Source organism: Mobilicoccus sp., from assembly GCF_032060985.1.
Taxonomy (GTDB): Bacteria; Actinomycetota; Actinomycetes; order Actinomycetales; family Dermatophilaceae; genus Mobilicoccus.
Genome location: NZ_DAMBGD010000014.1, coordinates 16,012 through 33,922 on the forward strand (window position 1 = coordinate 16,012; position 17,911 = coordinate 33,922).

Sequence of the window (17,911 nt, forward strand, 5' to 3'; positions counted from 1 at the left end):
GCGTCAGTGCGCGGACGCGGGAACCGAACCGAAGGCGCCCTCGCCGTCACCGAGCCACGTGAGGTGGGGCAGCGGCCACATCACCGCGACCGCGCGACCGACGACATCGTCGACGGGCACCGACCCGTCGGTGCCGTTGTCGGAGGGGTGGTCGTGCTCGCGGGAGTCGGCGGAGTCGTCGCGGTGGTCGCCCATCACCCACACCCGGTCGGCCGGGACGCGGATGTCGAACGCCGTGTCGCTCGGGGCGCTGCCGGGGTGCAGGTAGGGCTCCTCGACGGGAGTGCCGTTGACCGTGATCGGCGCGCCGCCCCCGGTGCAGGCGACGTGATCACCGGGCAGACCGACGACGCGCTTGATGAGGTGGTCGCCGGAATCCTGCGGGAGGATGCCCACCCACGTGAGGCCCTGCTCGAGCGCGTGGGGGAGGCCGGTACGCGGGGCCTCGGCGGGTGGCTGGACCCCGAGCCAGCCACCCGGGTCGGAGAACACGACGATGTCCCCGCGCTCCAGGTCCGAGAACCGGGGGGTGAAGAGGCTGACGACGACGCGGTCGTTGACGCGCAGGGTGTTCTCCATCGACCCCGACGGGATCCAGAAGCTCTGCACGACCCAGGTCTTGAGCACGAGGGAGAGGACGAGAGCGAGGCCGACGACGATGAGGACCTCGCGGATGAACGACCACACCATGTGGAGGAACGAGCCGTGGGCGGCGGCGTCGTCCTCGGCGGGGCCGGCGCCCGGCCGTTGCGCGGTCGATCCCATCGAAGCCCCGTCCTCGTCGTCCACCTCACGCGGCCCCGGGGGCCTTCGCGAGACGCCCGCTGCCCGCGGGCCACCCGAGAAGTATGCGCTCCTCGGGGCCGAAGGCGGCCGTCGCATCGCCGTGTGCGGCCGTCGTCGACGGCCACCGACGACGACGGACGCGGTCACCCACGGGGCCATTCGGCGAGCTCGCGCCTCATCTGAGGTCGACGGTGCGGCTCGCCCACGCCTTGTCCACGACGTATCCGAGCCTTTTGTAGACGGAACGGGCGGCGTCGTTGTCGGCGTACATGCCGAGTGTGCAGACACCGTCGGTGGCGACCGCCCGGGCGGTGAGGGCGGCGCTGACGGCCGTCCCGAGACCCCGGCCCCGCCACCGGGAGGCGACGAGGATCCCGCCGAGATGCGCCACACCGCTCGGCAGACGTTGGGTCGCCCCGCAGGCGATGAGATGCCCGCCGTCGTCGCGCCACCCGATCCACGACTCGCTCGTGCCCGTGCCGGGGTAGCCCTCGAACCGGGGGTTCTCCGCGGCGAGCGCGGCGATCTCGGCGGCGTCCCGGGTGTCGTCCAGATCGACGAGCGTGAGATCGGGGTCGGGGACGGTGACCCGCGTGGTCCACATCCAGTCCCAGTCACCCCCACCCAGGACGGTGAACCGCCGCGTGAGGGCGTGGAGGTGGTCGCGGGGCACCGAGATCCCCGCGATCCCGAGCGTGGGAAGCCGATCGGTCAGCGCGTCGAGGAGGGGTCCGACCTTCGCGCCCCAGACGAACAACGAGGGCGGACGTCGCCCCGCGGTCCGGATGATCGCGACGGCGTGGCCGTCGGCCCACCCCCGGACCTCGGCGCGGGGGTCGAGGCGGGCGAAGGCGTCCTCCGGGCCGGTCAGCCGTGTGAGTTCGTCGCGGGTCGAGATGGGGACGAGGCCGTCGCGGGCGAGGGAACCGGGTCCGCCCCCGGTGGTGATCGCGGGGCCGTCGCCGGTCGTCGCGGGAATCGGGGGTGTGTCGTCGGGAGGGGTGTCGAGCGGGACCACCGGGCCAGCATGACGGACGCGTGCCCCGGCGAGGGTGGCGGGTCGCCTCCGGGCGCGAGGCGACCGGTGCACCGGCGGGGCGGCGGCGAGGGATCAGCGCGCGGACACGGACACCGGGTGGGCGTGGCGTGACGACGCCTCGCCCGGGGGGTGCCACCGGGACGGTGGGGCGGACGCGGGGCGCTCGGTGAGGGGACGCGCGGGGGCCGGCCGAGGGGTGGTCCCGAGCCACCAGGCTCCGGCCACAAGTTGCCCGAGCAGCAGCCACCACAGCGGGGTCGTGAGCACCGTGGCCGAGGCGAGACCGAGAGCGACGAACGGGACGAGGGCACCGAGGGTCTCGACGCGGACGAGTGCGGCCCGGCGTCCTGCACGGCGCGGACGGACGACGGCGAACGCGACGACACCGAGCAGGGCGAGCAGGGCCGCCGTGGCGAAGGCGCCGTACTGCAGCAGCAGTTCGAGGAACGTGTTGTGCAGCCAGGTGCGTGACGCCACTCCGGGTGCGGGGTCCCGCGCGAGCAGGACCTCGAACGAGGCCGCACCGGTGCCCATGCCGTCCGAGCGGTCGTAGTACCGGACGGCGGCGCGCATGAGGTCGATCCGCAATCGGTCGGATCGCGCGGTGCCGGGCTGGGCCGCTGCGGTCATCATCGCGACGACGGGGTTGCGTGCGGCGAGAGGGGGGACGAGGAACGTCGCCGCGACGGCCGCCATGGCCACGACGGCCGTCACCGAAACGAGGAGGCGGGGGCTGCGGGCCGCAGCGGCGGTGCGGGTCGGGCCGCGGGGCGCCGTTCGCGCGTCGAGGCGGGGAGAGTGGCCGCCGTCGACGTGGCGGTGACGACGCCAGGCCCCCACGGCGTGCACCGCGGCCACGAGCGCGCAGGCCAGGAGTCCCGAGCGGCTCTCGGTGAGCACCACGCCCACGACTCCCGCCGCCACGAGGAGGGCGAGCCCGAGGTGGCGGAGGGTCCACCGAGGGAGGCTCGCGGCGAAGGCGAGGGTTCCGGAGATCATCGCCGTGAGCGCGAGGGCGAAGTCGTTGGGGTTGCGGAACGCCCCGGCGATGATCGTGCGCGACGTCTCCGCCCAGGAGAGTCCCGGAGGGATCCACAGGTGACGGCCGGTGACGAGCTCGACGGCGCCCACGACGACGGCCAACCCGAGGGCGAGGACCCACCCCCGACGGAGCCCGGCGAGCCCCCGGGAGGTCCCGCGCGAGAGCGCCACGGCCGTGAGGGCGATCGCGAGGCCGGCCGCGAGGCCCTGCACCTCCGTGCGGCCCTCGACCGGGTCGGGCGCGCGCACGAGCGCGATCACCGCAGAGCCCGCGACGACGGTCACCATCATGAGGAGGGCGAGCGGAGCGGGCGCCCGCCACCGCGCGTTCCGGGCCGACCAGAGGGCCGAGACCGCGACGACCAGCGGCAGGAGCGTGCCCGCCCGCACCTGGATCAGTGGGTACAGCGTGAGGTCCCCCGCCGCCACGGCGAGGACGAATGCGGTCGCGAACAGCCCGGCCCGCGCCTGCGGCGAGCCCTCCCCCCGACGTCTCTGCACGCGCGCAGTCTAAGCACGAAACATGCCGTCACGGCAGGTCCGGCGGGACGTTTCTGCAGGTCACATGGGGCAATGCTGGGAGACAACGTGATTGGGGACGAGGTCGACGACACACCGACCACCCGGAGTCGGCCCGCTCATTGGCCCCCCTCGCCCCGTGCCCGTGGCGTCCCGACGTCGGGGCACGCCCGTGTGCGTGCCGCGGTCGCGGGCGCGGCCGGAAGCCCTGTCGGCCCCGCCGACTAGCGTGGGTGTGGTGAGTGACGATCTGTTCGCCGTCGGGCGCGAGGACACACCTGCCGCCGGGGAGGTGCGGCCCCCGCTGGCCGTGCGGATGCGTCCGCGCACGCTGGGGGAGGTCCGGGGTCAGGCGGACGTCCTGCGGCCCGGCAGCCCGTTGCGCCGTCTCGTGGAGGGCGGCCAGGGCTCGGGGCACGTCGGACCGATGTCGGCGATCCTCTGGGGTCCCCCGGGCACCGGCAAGACGACGCTCGCCCACCTCGTCGCCGCGGCCGAGGGTCGCAGCTTCGTCGAACTGTCGGCCGTCACCGCCGGGGTCAAGGACGTGCGGGCGGTGATGGAGTCCGCAGCCCGCGACCGGGACCTCTACGGCCGCGCGACCGTCCTGTTCCTCGACGAGATCCACCGGTTCAGCAAGGCTCAGCAGGACGCCCTGCTGCCCGGCGTGGAGAACCGTCAGGTCATCCTCGTCGCGGCGACGACGGAGAACCCGACGTTCTCGATCGTCGCGCCGCTGTTGTCGCGGTCGGTGCTCGTCGCGCTCACCTCCCTCACCGACGAGGAGATCGGCGAGGTCGTCGACGCCGCGCTCGCCGACGACCGGGGTCTCGCCGGCGCGTTCACCCTCGCCGACGACGCCCGGGATCACCTCGTGCGGCTCGCGGGTGGGGACGCCCGTCGTGCCCTCACCGAGCTCGAGGCCGCGGCGGGTGTCGCGCTCGACGACCTGCCCGGCGGCCGTGGATATCCGGAGGCGTCCGATCCCGCGCCGATCACCCTCGTGCACGTCGAGCAGGCGCTGGCGCACGCGGCCGTGAGGTACGACCGGGCCGGTGGCGAGCACTACGACGTCGCGAGCGCGTTCATCAAGTCGATGCGTGGGTCCGACGTCGACGCCGCCCTGCACTACCTCGCCCGCATGCTCGAGGCGGGGGAGGACCCGCGGTTCATCGCGCGGCGCATCGTCATCTCCGCAAGCGAGGAGATCGCGATGGCCGACCCCACCGCACTCCAGACGGCCGTGGCCGCGATGCACGCCGTCGCCCAGATCGGCATGCCCGAGGCACGGATCATCCTCGCCCAGGCCGTCGTCCACAACTGCCTCGCCCCCAAGTCGAACGCGGTCTATCGGGCGGTCGACGCGGCGATCGCCGACGTGCGCGTGGGCGGCTCCGGCCCGGTCCCGGTACCGCTGCGTGGCTCGGGGCACACTCGCGCGGCCAGGGCCTCGGGCCAGGCTCACGGTGGGTACGTCTACGCGCACGACGAACCCGACTCCGTCGCCACCCAGCAGTACCTTCCGGACTCCCTCGCGGGGGCCGACTACTACCACCCCAGGGATCGCGGCTTCGAGGCCCGTCTCGTCGACCGATGGGCGTGGCTGCGTACCCGACTCCGCGGATGACGCGCGCCGCCGGGCGCAGGACCGAGGGGTCCCACGCCCGGCGGCGGCTCGACGGCCACGTCGGACGACGCGTCAGCCTCGGCGGGGGCGGCGCGGGTCGGGCAGCGCCGGCGCGACTGCCGGCGGGTGCTCCTCGACCCGGGCCAGCAGGTCGGCGATGGCACGGTCGAGCTGTGGGTCGGCCGTGAGTTCGTTCTCGGCGTCGGTGGGGGAGAAGACGATCTCGATGTCGGGATCGACACCGTGGTTCTCCACGCCCCACCCGAACTTCTCGAACCAGAGGGCGTACCGCGGCTGGGTGACCCCGGTGCCGTCGACGAGGTCGAAGCGGCCGTCGATGCCGACGACCCCGCCCCAGGTGCGCTCGCCGATGACCGGTCCGATGCCGTGGATCCGCGCGGCGGCGTTGACGATGTCGCCGTCGGAGCCCGACCACCGGTTGGCGAGGAACGCGACCGGCCCGCGCGGCCCCTGGGTGGGGTAGCTCGCGTTACGGCCGTGGCGCATCGTGCCCCACCCGATCACCCGGCGCATGAGCCGTTCGACGACGAGCTCGGAGGTGTGGCCGCCGCGGTTGTACCGCATGTCGGCGACGAGGCCGTCCTTGGAGGTCGCCTCGTCGAGACCCCGGTGAAACTGCGCCCACCCCTTCGACATCATGTCGGGCACGTGGACGTACCCCAGCCGCCCGCCGGACCTCTCGGCGACGTACGCGCGACGGCTCGCGACCCAGGCCTGGTAGCGCAGGGCCTCCTCGTCGGCGAGGGGGACGACCGCGACTCGTCGGCGCACCCCGTCCCGCTCGAGGGTGAGTTCGGTGGGGCTTCCGGCACGTCCGGTGAGCAGACGGCCGAGGGAGGTTCCCGCGGTGGGGCGTCCATCGATGGCGAGGAGGCGGTCGCCCACCCGCGCATCCACCCCTGCGGCCCGTAGCGGGGACCGCGCCGTGGGGTCGGAGGACTCTCCGGGCAGGATCGCCTCGATGACGACGACCCCGTCCTCGTCGCGGCCGACGTCGACGCCGAGATGGGCGACGGCGTCCTCCTCGTCGCCCGCGGCCGGCATGACGTAGGCGTGGGAGGTGTCGAGTTCTCCGACGGTCTCCCAGAGCACGTCGACGAGGTCATCGTGCGTGGCGATCCGGTCGAGGGTGTCGCGGTAGCGATCGAGGACGGCGTCCCAGTCGACGCCGTTCATGTCGGCACGCCAGTAGTGCTCGCGCATGAGGCGGCCGTTGTCCTCGAACATCGCCCGCCACGAGGTGCGCAGGTCGATCTCGCGCCGCAGCCGCCCCAGGTCGACCGGGACGATCCGCTCGCTGTCCGAGTCGACCTTCTCGGTCGCCGGGCCGACGACGACCTTGTCGTCGTGCCGCACGACGACGGCGGTCCCGTCGCCGCTCACCTCGAACGAGTCGACCTCGCTGAGCGTGGTGAGGGTGCGGGCGCGCAGGTCGTACCGTTCGAGCTGGTCGTCCGGGGTGTCCTCGACGCCGTCGTTCCTCGCGCCCAGTTCGCCGCGACCGGCATGCCGGATCCACAGGACACCGTCCTTCGCCGCGGTGAGGCAGGAGAGGGTGCCCGAGGCGACCGGGAACGCGACCACGCGGTCCTCGAAGCCCTCGACGTCGACGTCGGGGCAGCGGGCTCCCGCCTCGTCCTCGGCGTCCGCACCGGGCGTGTCGCCACTCCCGGTGCGGCCATCGCTCCCGCTCGTGGCGGACGAGCTCTTCTTGTCCCCCCTGCCCGACTCCTCGTCGTCGATCGGACGACCGTCGGCGGCGGGCCCGAAGGGAGCGGGTGCGTCGGCGGCGAGCGGCACCAGCCACGGACGGGTCGCGTCGGCGAAGGCGAGGTCGAACCCGAAGGCGGAGTACTGCGGGTCGAGGGTGCGCGCGGAGAGGAACGCGAGGTGTCGGCCGTCGAGGGTGAACGCCGGTGAGCTGTCGTCGAACCGGCCGGACGTGAGCACTCGCGCGGGGAGGTCCTCGGCCCAGTCGTCGCCCTCACCGCGTTCGCCACCGCCGGCGGTGTCGAGGTTCGCGGTGTCGACGATCATGAGGCGGCGTTGCCCTTCCGTCGTGACCGGCTGGGCCCACACGAGGTAGCGGCCGTCGGGGGAGAAGGTGAGGCCCTCGGGCTCTCCGTGTTCACAACGGCCGACGTCACGAACGTGGCCGTCGCCGACCTCGCCGACGTCGACGAGACGCACGACGCCGTCGTGGGACGCCACGGCCGCCGTACGGCCATCGGGCGTGAGCGCGAGGTGGAGCACCCGCCCGAGGCGCCCCGACGCGAGGCGGCGCGGACCGGTGCCGGTCTCGCCGTACTCGCCGTGGACCCCGACGACGACGAGGGCGTCCTCGCCGTCCTCGTCGGTGGCGGCGACGACCCGGCCGCGGGCGACCTGGGCCTCCCGGATGCGGGTCGCGTCGTCACCGAGGAGGTGGCGCGCCGGGCCGCCGCGGTGGGTGAGCCACCATGCCTGGCCGTACCACTCGGCGACCGAGCCCCTCGCGGACTCGTCCGGGCGCAGTGCGTGGAGGCGGTCGCCGGCGGTGATCGTGCGACGGGGCCGCGCCGATGGGCCGAGGTCGATGTCCACCCGGCGCGGAGGCTCATCGAGCGAATCCATGACGTAGACGTGTCCGCGCGCGTGGTAGGTGAGGCGCCTGCCGTCGGTCGTCGTGTCGCGGACGTACCCGTCGGCCACGCCATGCTCGGTGTGTTGCCGCAGGTCACCACCCGCCGCGTCGACCGACCAGACCTGCGCCTGCTCGTCGGCGTGGTCGGGGAAGGAGGCCCCGAGGTCCCCGGTGAACACGAGACGATCGCCGACGAACACCGGCGACCAGAGTCCGGCCTCCTCCGTGGGCAGGACGCGGGTCCAGTCGGCGTCGGGGCCCGGGCGCAGCCACATCATCGGAGCCGTGCCGCCCCGATAGCGCTTCCACATCGCCGCGTCGCGGTTGTTGGGGGAGGTGACCGCCTCGGTGCCGTCGTCCGCGACGGCGAGGGACAAGGCGTGTCCGTAGGGGAGCCGCGTCACGGCGCCGTCGAGGCCCACGGAGAACAACCGTCGGCGTTGGGAGAACGGCTCGCCGTGGTCGGAGGCGACGAGGACATGGGTCGCGTCGACCCAGCCACGCACCCGCGTCGAGGACCGACCCCACCACGTGAGGCGCTCGAGCGTTCCCGCCTCGCGGTCGAGGACGAAGACCTCCCAATCGCCGTCGCGGACGCTCGCGTAGGCGATGCGGGTGCCGTCGGGGGAGAAGAACGGGTGGGCGCACGGCTGCCGGTCCGCCGTGAGGCGGGAGGCCAGGCCGCCCGCGACCGGGGCGAGCCAGAGATCGTCGTCGGCGACCATCACGAGGTCGTCGCCGTGCAGATGCGGATAGCGCAGGTAGCCACAGGTCATGACCCATGTCTACCCGAGCCCACCGACGACGGCCCCGGAATTTCCGCATCCGGCGCCGGCCTCGCCCCCCACGGGGATGGGGGATGCGGACATGTCCGGAGAGGGGGGGCGACAAGACCGAGGGCCGTCCTGCGGGAGGCGGGACGGCCCTCGGTCGAGTGCGGAGGTCGCGGTGGCGAAACTCAGGGGGAGTCGGGCCCCCGGCCCACGGCGGTCGAGCCCGTGCCGGAGTTCCCCGGGGTCTGCCGCGGTGACTCGAGCGGGTCGCGCGCGGTGGTCGTCTCACCGCCACGATCGGCGGTCGCGGCCTCGATGCGCTCGAGGGTCGAGGTCGGCGGCTCGTCGGAGACGTCGACGGTCTCGACGACCTTGAGGACCTCGGGGAAGTGGCAGGCGCTGCGGTGACCCTGCGCCCCGTCGGGCCGGTCGATGAGCTGCGGCTCCTCGACCCGGCACTTCTCCTGGGCCTTCCAGCACCGCGTGTGGAACCGGCAACCCGAGGGCGGGTTGGCGGGAGAGGGCACGTCGCCGGTGAGGACGATCTGCTCGCGGGTGCCGCGCAGTGTCGGATCCGGCACGGGCACCGCGGAGAGCAGGGCTTGGGTGTACGGGTCGGTCGGCCGCTCGTAGATCTCGTCCTCGGTGCCGAGTTCGACCATCTTGCCGAGGTACATCACGCCGACGCGGTCGGAGATGTGACGCACGACGGAGAGGTCGTGGGCGATGAAGAGGTAACTGAGGCCGAGCTCGTCCTGCAGCTTCTCCATGAGGTTGACGACCTGGGCCTGGACCGAAACGTCGAGCGCGGAGACCGGTTCGTCGCACACGAGCACCTTGGGCTTGAGCGCGATGCCGCGGGCGATCCCGATGCGCTGCCGCTGACCGCCCGAGAACTGGTGGGGGTAACGGTTGATGTGCTCGGGGTTGAGCCCGACCATGTCGAGGAGGTCCTGCACCGCCTTGCGGCGGCCCTTCCTCGGGACGACGTCGGGGTGGATGTCGAACGGCTCGCCGATGATGTCGCCGACGGTCTTGCGCGGGTTGAGCGAGGTGTACGGGTCCTGGAACACGATCTGGATGTCACGGCGGATCCGCCGCATCTCCGCGCCCGACTTGGCGTACATGTCGATGCCGTCGAAGTCGACGCTGCCCGACGTCGGCTCCTCCAGACGCATGAGGAGGCGTCCGAGCGTCGACTTGCCGCACCCGGACTCACCGACGATCCCGAGGGTCTCGCCCTTGCCGAGTTCGAAGCTCACCCCGTCGACGGCCTTGACGTGGCCGACGGTGCGGCGCAGGACGCCGCCCTTGATGGGGTAGTGCTTGACCAGGTCCTTCGCGACGAGGATGGGGTCAGCCACGGTGGAGCACCTCCTGGGCGAAGTGGCAGGCGGAGAGCCGCCCGGGGGCGACCTCGCGCAGCTCGGGACGGTCGGCGCGGCAGACGTCCTGCGCGAACCGGCAACGGGGGTGGAACTCGCAGCCCTGCGGCAACCGCAGGAGGTTCGGCGGGAGGCCGCCGATGGCCGCGAGCTCCTGACCCTTCTGGTCCAGACGGGGGATCGACTCGAGCAGACCGAGGGTGTACGGGTGCGCCGGCTTGGCGTAGAGCTCGTACACGTCGGCCCGTTCCATGATGCGACCGGCGTACATGACCGCGATGCGGTCCGCGACGTCGGCGACGACGCCGAGGTCGTGGGTGATGAGGATGAGCCCCATCTGCCGCTCCTCCTGGAGCTCGGCTAGGAGGTTCATGATCTGCGCCTGCACGGTGACGTCGAGCGCCGTGGTGGGCTCGTCGGCGATGAGCACCGCCGGGTCGAGCGCGATGGCCATCGCGATCATGATGCGCTGCCGCATGCCGCCCGAGAACTGGTGCGGATACGCCTTCACCCGGTCCTTGGCGCCGGGGATCTGCACGCGCTCCATGAGGCGGATGGCGTTGGCCTGGGCGTCGGACTTGTTCGTGCCGCGGTGCTTGCGGAACATCTCCGCGATCTGCCAGCCCACCGGGAACACGGGGTTGAGCGAGCTGAGCGCGTCCTGGAAGATCATCGAGATCTCCGGGCCGCGCGTGCGGCGACGCTGGTCCTCCGGCATCGTGAGGAGGTTCTGCCCGCAATAGCGGATCTCCCCCTTGGGGATACGCGCCGGAGGCATGTCGAGGATGCCCATGATCGCCTGCGCGGTCACGGACTTGCCGGAGCCGGACTCGCCGAGGATGGCGAGGGTCTCCCCGGCCCGCAGGTCGAAGTTCACGCCGTTGATCGCGTGGGCGACTCCCTCCTCGGTGTGGAACTCGACGTGGAGGTCGTCCACCTCGAGCAGGAGCCCGTCGGGACCGGGGCGGTAGCCCGTCTCGGTGCGCGTCGACGAGGTGGGTTTCGTGGTCGTCATCGGGATTCCTTGCTCACCGGGACTTGGGATCGAACGCATCGCGCGCGGCGTCGCCGAGCATGATGAACGCGAGGACGCAGAGGCTGAGGAACAGGCTCGGGAACAGCGGGATGTGCGGGAAGGTCCGGAGGAACTTCAACCCTTCGTTGATCGCGACGCCCCAGCTCACGGCCGGCGGCACGAGGCCGATGCCGAGGAAGCTCAGGGTCGCCTCGGCGACGATGTACACGCCGAGGTTGATCGTCGCGACGACGAGGATCGGGGCCAGGCTGTTCGGGAGGATGTGCTTCATGACGATGCGCCAGGGACTGGCGCCGAGGGCACGGGCCGCCTGGATGTAGTCGTTCGGCAGGACCTGCAGGACCGCGCCGCGCATGAGGCGCGCGAGGCTGGGCCACCCGAGGAGGGTGAGGGCCGCGACGACCTTGAGCACGACGACGAGGTACGGCGTGGACTGGTCGTTGGGGAACGCGCTCATGAAGAGGATCCCACCGAGCAGCATCGGGATTGCGAAGAACACGTCGGTGATCCGGGAGACGAGAGCGTCGACCCAGCCGCCCCGATAGGCCGCGAGGATGCCGATGGCCCCACCGAGGATCGTCGTCGCGATCGTCGTGAAGATGCCGACGAGGATCGAGGCGCGGGCTCCCTCGATGGTGCGCGAGTAGATGTCGTACCCCTGCCCGTCGGTGCCGAACCAATGCTCACCGCTCGGCTTGAGGCGGACGTCGAACGTCTGTCGCGGGTCGGTCTGCGTGAACAACCCGGGCGCGATGGCCATGAGGACGAAAAGGAGGATGAGGACGGTCGCGAACCAGAACGCCGGCTTGCGACGGAGCTGACGCCAGGCGTCCGAGGTGAGGGAGCGTGCCGGGCCCGTGTCGGCGGGAGCCGTGGCAGCCGCCGGTTTGAGGGCCTCGGCCGAGGCGTCGCCGGGTCGGGTGTCGGCAGCCGTATTGCTGTCAGTCATGGCTGATCCTGGGGTCGAGAACGCCGTACAGCAGGTCGACGATGAGGTTGACGATGAGGTACACGATGACGAGGGCGGTCACGGCGCCCACGACGGCGAACCCGTCGCGGTGGTTGATGCTCTGGAAGATGTACCCGCCGACGCCCTGGATGTTGAAGATGCGCTCGGTGACGATGGCGCCACCGAGCAGGGCGCCGAAGTCGTACCCCATGAACGTGATGACCGGGATCATCGAGTTGCGCAGGGCGTGCAGGCCGATGGCGCGGCGCTGGGTGAGGCCCTTCGCCTTGGCCGTGCGCACGTAGTCGGCGCGGAGGTTCTCGGCGAGGTTGGTGCGGGTCAACCGCGTCACGTAGGCCATGGAGAGGGCCGCGAGGACGACCGCGGGCAGGGCCAGCTGGTACATGGACGGGTTCTTGCTCGTCACGGTGACGGGGAACCACCCGAGCTTGACGCCGAGGTAGTACTGCCCGAGCACACCGAGGACGAAGACGGGCACCGAGATCACGACGAGAGTGCTCACGAGGATCAGGGAGTCGAGGAACGATCCCTTCTTGATCGCCGCGAGGACACCGGCCGCGATGCCGATCACCGCCTCGATGACGATCGCCATGAGGGCGAGTTTCGCGGTGATCTGGTAACGCTGGGACAGGTCCTTCATGACCGGCACGCCGTAGGTGTTCTCACCGAGATCACCCTTGGCGAGCTTGCCGAGGTACTTGACGTAGGCGACCGGTAGGGGGTCGTCGAGGTTGTACTGCTCGCGGATCTGCGCCACGACGGCAGGTGGACACGCGCGGTCGCCGCACTTGCCGGCGGACGGGTCACCCGGTAGGGCGAAGACCATCGCGTAGATGATGAACGTCGTCCCCAGGATCACCGGGATCATCTGGAGAACGCGTCGGACGACGTACTGGCCCATGACACCTCCATGGTCGAGGGCTGCCCTCGTGGGGCGCGGGGTGGTGCGGTGATGTGCCGGCGACGACGAGGAGCCGACACCGGGTGGACGCCCGTCCGCCCGCCGTGGGGTCCGTCGACACGGACCCCACGGCGGGCGGATTCGGACTCGTCACATCACTGCTTGGCGGTGACCTGAAGGAGGTCGGGGCGTCCGGAGGACTTGTTGACCTTGACGTTCTCGACCTTCTCCGACCACCCGATCTGGGCCGTGTAGTACCACATCGGGATCGCCGGCATGTCTGCGGCGAGGAGCTGCTCGGCCTCCTGGTAGGCGGCGAGGGAGGCCTCACCCTGAGCCTTGCCCGCCTCGGTGAGCTTCTTCTCGAACTCGGGGTTGTCGTACTTGTTGTCGTTGCTCGCGCCACCCTTGCCGAAGACCGGGGTGAGGAAGTTCTCGATGTGCGGGTAGTCCGCGATCCAGCCGGAGCGGAACATGCCCTTCATCTTGCCCGCACCGATCTGGTCGCGGAACGTGGCGAAGTCGGTGACCGGGGTGGCGACACAGTCGACACCGAGCGCACCGCGGATCGAGTTGCAGGTGGCCGTGACCCAGTCCTTGTGGGCGGAGTCGGCGTTGTAGGAGATCGTGAGCTTGCCGCCCTTGAAGCCGCCGGCCTCCTGGAGCAGCTGCTTGGCCTTCTCCGGGTTGTAGGTGCAGAACTCGCCACACGCACCGGCCTTGAAGCCCTCGACGCCGGGAGCGGCCCAGCCGTCGGCCGGCTGACGCGCGCCGTCGAACTGGTCGTCGATGACCTTCTGCCGGTTGATGGCCATGGAGATGGCCTGGCGCAGCTTGGGGTTCGCGTAGTCGGGGGACACCTTGTCGGGGGCGAACGTGACCGTCTGGATGGCCGGGTAGGGAGACTGGGCCCAACGGTCGGGCAGGTCGCTCTGGTACTTCTTGCCGACGAGCGCGCTGCTCGGGATCTCGTCCGTGACGTCGAGGTTGCCGGCCAGCAGGTCGTTGTAGGCGGCCTCAGAGTCCTGGTAGATCCGGAACGTGATCTTGTCGACGTGGCCGCCGAACTCGCCGTTGTAGTTGGGGTTCTTGACGAGGACGGCCTGGCGGCCCTGCTCGTAGGTCTCGACCTGGTAGGGGCCCGCGCCGATCGGCTTCTTGCCGAAGGCCTCGGGGTCCTTGAAGAAGGCCTCGGGCTGCGGCGCGAACGCCGTGTAGCCGAGGCGCACGGGCAGGTTCGAGACCGGCTCGCTCGTCTCGATGGTGAAGGTGGTGTCGTCGACGACCTTGAGGCCGGACATGGTCTTGGCCTTGGGCTCGGGGGCCTTCTTCGGGCCGTCCTCGCCGTCGGGGTCCTCGGAGGTGACGTCGGCGTAGCCCTTGATCGGGCTCATGAAGTAGGCGAGGTACTGGCCGTTGGGGCTGTACGCCGTGTAGTTCCAGGCGTCGACGAAGCTCTTGGCGGTGACGGGGGTGCCGTCGGAGAACTTGCGGTCGCCCTTGATCTTGACGGTGAACTTCTGGTTGTCGGTGGTCTCGACGGACTCCGCGAGGTCGGGGTGGGGCTCGCCCGTCTCGGGGTCGTACTTGAAGAGGGTGGAGGTGAAGAGTTCCACGATGTCGTGGCCGCAGGATTCGCCCGTGTCGCCACCGACGAGGGGGTTCTGAGGCTGGCAACCACGGGCGGTGATCTCGCCGCCGGAAGCGCCGCCGCCCGTGGCGCCGCCGCCTGCCTGCTGGTCTCCGCCGCCCCCGCCGCCACAGGCCGCGAGAAGGGCCGTCGCCGAGAGAGAGGCCACGAGGGCCGCGCGAGTCTTGGAATGCATGGGTTGTGACCTCCTGCTCCGTTCGGGTGGGTGACCCGTACGGGTGGTTCGATGCGGGGGTGACGACGCCCGGGGCTCGGGGCTGATGGACGGCGTCCACGCCTGACGGCGTTGCCTCAAGTTAGAGCCACTGCACGTGTCGCGGGGTGTAGTCTCCGGGAATGTCGGCGTCGTGACCTAATCGTGACCCCACGTTCGATCCTTCGGCGGCCTTCCGACACGGGACGCTCACGCGATCCGCCGAACTCCTGCTCTCGCGGGTGCGGGACCACGGCGTCGCGCGGCACGTTCGCACTCGCGTTCGTCCCGGACACCCCGACCCGGGCGGGCCGGGGGCGGAAGGGCCGACCGGGGCCGCGCAGCGTGGCAGGCGAGACGGCGGGGGAGGGGCCGTCATGACGACCACGTCGCCGCATCCTCGCCTGCGTCCTTGAAGGGAGGGGGTGAGGAGTCTGGGAGGGGGGTGGGAGTTCTCGGACGATCTGGGGGAGTCGTGAACGGTGGGACCCCGGGAACGGCGTGCGAGACCCGTGGAGGGGGGCGGCGGTCGCCGGCGTGCGGGGTCGCGCGGAAGGATCGTGGGCGGCGCGTCTTACCCTTGGTCGAGACTCACCGACGGCGACGTCGGGTGAGAGCCGAGACGAGAAGGACGACACATGGAAACCGCCGAGATCAGGCGCCGCTGGCTCCGTTTCTTCGAGAGCAAGGGGCACGCCGTGGTCCCCAGCGCCTCCCTGCTCTACGACGACCCCAACCTGTTGTTCGTCAACGCCGGCATGGTGCCGTTCAAGCCCTACTTCCTCGGCCAGGAGACCCCGCCGTGGGACCGGGCCACGAGTGTGCAGAAGTGCGTGCGCACCCAGGACATCGAGGAGGTCGGCAAGACCTCCCGCCACGGCACGTTCTTCCAGATGAACGGCAACTTCTCCTTCGGCGACTACTTCAAGGCCGGGGCCATCGAATACGCGTGGGAACTGCTCACCACCTCCCAGGGTGCGGGCGGTTACGGCCTGGAGCCCGAGAAGCTGTGGGTCACCGTCTTCGAGAACGACGACGAGGCGGCGGACCTCTGGGTGCAGCTGACGGGCATCCCGCGCGAGCGGATCGTCAAGCGGGGCATGGCCGACAACTTCTGGTCGATGGGCGTGCCGGGCCCGTGCGGCCCCTGCTCGGAGATCTACGTCGACCGCGGCTCGGAGTACGGCCCCGACGGCGGCCCGGCGGTCGACGAGGACCGGTTCATGGAGATCTGGAACCTCGTGTTCATGCAGTACGAACGGGGCGCCGGGCAGGGCAAGGACGACTTCCCGATCCTCGGTGACCTGCCCCGGCAGAACATCGACACCGGTCTCGGACTGGAGCGTCTCGCCTCGATCCTGCAGGGCGTCGACAACATGTACGAGATCGACGAGGTGTACCCCGTCCTCGACAAGGCCGCCGAGATGTCGGGCAAGCGCTACGGCGCCACCGGTGGGCAGACCGCGCAGGACTCCCACCCCGACGACGTACGCCTGCGGGTCGTCGCCGACCACGTCCGCAGTTCGCTCATGCTCATCGGCGACGGCGTGACCCCCGGCAACGAGGGCCGCGGGTACGTCCTGCGCCGCATGCTGCGCCGTGCGGTCCGCTCGATGCGTCTGCTCGGGGTCGCCGACCCCGTGCTGCCCGAGCTGCTCCCCGTGAGCCTCGAGCGCATGAGGCAGTCCTACCCCGAGTTGCAGCGCGACTGGGGCCGCATCAGCGACGTCGCCTACGCCGAGGAGGAGGCGTTCCGACGCACCCTCACCTCCGGCACGACGATCCTCGACACCGCGGTGGAGCGCACCAAGGCCGCGGGCGGCACGACGCTCGGCGGCGAGGAGGCCTTCCGCCTGCACGACACCTACGGCTTCCCCATCGACCTCACCCTCGAGATGGCGGCCGAGCAGGGCCTCTCGGTCGACGAGGAGGGCTTCCGCCGCCTCATGACCGAGCAGCGCACCCGCGCGAAGGTCGACGCGAAGGCCAAGAAGAGCGGTCACGTCGACACCCATCTCTACCGCGAGATCGCCGACTCCCTCTCCGCACCCGTCGACTTCCTCGGCTACGAGGGGGTCGGCGGCGAGGGCCGCGTCGCCGGTCTGCTCGTCGGCGGGGCGACCGGGGGACGGGCGCGCGCGGGTGACGAGGTCGAACTCGTCCTGGACCGCACCCCCTTCTACGCGGAGAGCGGTGGTCAGCTCGCCGACCAGGGCGTCATCGAGCTCGACGGGGCACGGGTGCGCGTCACCGACGTCCAGAAGCCCATCACCGGCCTCATCGTCCACCGCGGTGTCGTCGAGGACGGGGAGCTCGGCCTCGGCGACCACGCCGTGAGCCGCGTCGACGCCGACCGTCGGCGGTCGGTCTCCCGCGCCCACACGGCGACGCACATCCTCCACCAGTCGCTGCGAGACGCCCTGTCGAGCACCGCCACGCAGGCCGGCTCCGAGAACGCGCCCGGCCGCCTGCGGTTCGACTTCAGCTGGGGGCAGCCCGTCTCGCCGGCCCTGTTCTCCGAGATCGAGGCCCGCATCAACGAGGTCGTCCTCACCGACCAGCCCGTGAGCGCGCAGGTCATGGACAAGAAGACCGCCCTCGAGTCCGGCGCCCTCGCGATGTTCGGTGAGAAGTACGGCGACGAGGTCCGGGTCGTCTCGATCGGCGACGGCTCGTGGAGCAAGGAGTTCTGCGGCGGTACCCACGCGCTCACCGTCGGTCAGCTCGGCGTCGTCAAGCTGCTCGGGGAGTCCTCCATCGGTTCGGGCGTGCGACGCGTGGAGGCGCTCGTCGGCGCCGACGCCTACGGTCACCTCGCCCGCGAGAGCGCCGTGCTCTCCCAGCTCACCGACATCGTCAAGGCCCGCCCCGAGGAACTCGCCGACCGCATCTCGACGATGCTCACGCGCCTCAAGGACGCCGAGCGTGAGATCGACGCCATCCGCCGGCAGCAGGTGCTCGGGCAGGCCGCGCAGCTCGCCGAGACGGCGGGCGACGTCGGCGGGGTCCTCCTGCTCACCCACCACGTCGAGGCCGCGGTCTCCGGCGACGATCTGCGCAGCCTCGTGCTGGATCTGCGCTCTCGCCTCGGAGAGGAGCGGCCTGCGGTCGTCGCCCTCGCCTCGGTCGCGAAGGGCCGCCCGGTCGTCGTCGTCGCGACGAACGCGGCCGCCCGGGAGAAGGGGATCAAGGCCGGTGCCCTCGTCAAGGTCGCCGCCGGAGTCCTCGGCGGTGGCGGCGGCGGGAAGGACGACCTGGCCCAGGGCGGCGGCACGGACGCGACGCGGATCGGCGACGCGCTGGGCGAGATCAGGTCCGCGATCACCCGCCTCGGGGCATGATGCCC

Annotated in this window: 11 protein-coding genes; 2 read left to right on the plus strand and 9 right to left on the minus strand. The window is 71.3% G+C overall.

Annotated features, from left to right (window positions below; translation table 11 throughout):
* Positions 1-3 precede the first annotated feature (3 nt).
* The 3 genes from lepB to RT054_RS11380 all read right to left on the minus strand — a co-directional run bounded on the left by lepB (position 4) and on the right by RT054_RS11380 (position 3,367).
* Entirely contained in the window at positions 4-765 is a 762-nt protein-coding gene (gene lepB / locus RT054_RS11370; RefSeq protein WP_312720910.1) for a signal peptidase I, read from the minus strand.
* 196 nt (positions 766-961) lie between these two features.
* Positions 962-1,804 carry a GNAT family N-acetyltransferase gene (locus RT054_RS11375; protein ID WP_312720911.1) on the minus strand — a complete coding sequence of 281 codons (843 nt, stop codon included), beginning with the start codon at positions 1,802-1,804 and terminating at the stop codon, positions 962-964.
* A 93-nt stretch (positions 1,805-1,897) separates the two neighbouring features.
* Positions 1,898-3,367 (minus strand): O-antigen ligase family protein, encoded by a 1,470-nt coding sequence (locus RT054_RS11380; protein WP_312720912.1) that lies wholly within the window; start codon positions 3,365-3,367, stop codon positions 1,898-1,900.
* A 253-nt stretch (positions 3,368-3,620) separates the two neighbouring features.
* Here RT054_RS11380 and RT054_RS11385 point away from each other — a divergent pair, with 253 nt between their 5' ends.
* The gene (locus RT054_RS11385) at positions 3,621-5,012 is read left to right on the plus strand and encodes a replication-associated recombination protein A (RefSeq protein ID WP_313023664.1); all 1,392 of its coding nucleotides are present in this window, start codon (positions 3,621-3,623) and stop codon (positions 5,010-5,012) included.
* A gap of 72 nt (positions 5,013-5,084) precedes the next feature.
* Here RT054_RS11385 and RT054_RS11390 read toward each other — a convergent pair whose 3' ends face one another.
* The 6 genes from RT054_RS11390 to RT054_RS11415 all read right to left on the minus strand — a co-directional run bounded on the left by RT054_RS11390 (position 5,085) and on the right by RT054_RS11415 (position 14,547).
* Positions 5,085-8,432: a S41 family peptidase gene (locus tag RT054_RS11390; RefSeq protein ID WP_312722730.1), complete on the minus strand. Its 3,348-nt coding sequence runs from the start codon at positions 8,430-8,432 to the stop codon at positions 5,085-5,087.
* Between the two features lie 182 nt (positions 8,433-8,614).
* Complete coding sequence (locus RT054_RS11395; protein WP_313023665.1) at positions 8,615-9,793, minus strand: dipeptide ABC transporter ATP-binding protein; 1,179 nt, start codon at positions 9,791-9,793, stop codon at positions 8,615-8,617.
* Positions 9,786-10,829, minus strand: a complete 1,044-nt coding sequence (locus RT054_RS11400) for an ABC transporter ATP-binding protein (protein WP_312720430.1) — start codon at positions 10,827-10,829, stop codon at positions 9,786-9,788. Before RT054_RS11400 ends, RT054_RS11395 begins: the two co-directional genes overlap by 8 nt.
* A gap of 13 nt (positions 10,830-10,842) precedes the next feature.
* Entirely contained in the window at positions 10,843-11,799 is a 957-nt protein-coding gene (locus tag RT054_RS11405) for an ABC transporter permease (RefSeq protein ID WP_312720432.1), read from the minus strand.
* Positions 11,792-12,721, minus strand: coding sequence for an ABC transporter permease (locus tag RT054_RS11410; RefSeq protein WP_312720433.1), 930 nt, complete (start codon positions 12,719-12,721; stop codon positions 11,792-11,794). Before RT054_RS11410 ends, RT054_RS11405 begins: the two co-directional genes overlap by 8 nt.
* A gap of 155 nt (positions 12,722-12,876) precedes the next feature.
* Complete coding sequence (locus tag RT054_RS11415; protein ID WP_312720435.1) at positions 12,877-14,547, minus strand: ABC transporter substrate-binding protein; 1,671 nt, start codon at positions 14,545-14,547, stop codon at positions 12,877-12,879.
* Positions 14,548-15,203: 656 nt separating this feature from the next.
* On the opposite strand from RT054_RS11415, the gene alaS reads away from it, so the two are divergent.
* Positions 15,204-17,906 (plus strand): alanine--tRNA ligase, encoded by a 2,703-nt coding sequence (gene alaS / locus RT054_RS11420; protein WP_313023666.1) that lies wholly within the window; start codon positions 15,204-15,206, stop codon positions 17,904-17,906.
* Positions 17,907-17,911 lie beyond the last annotated feature (5 nt).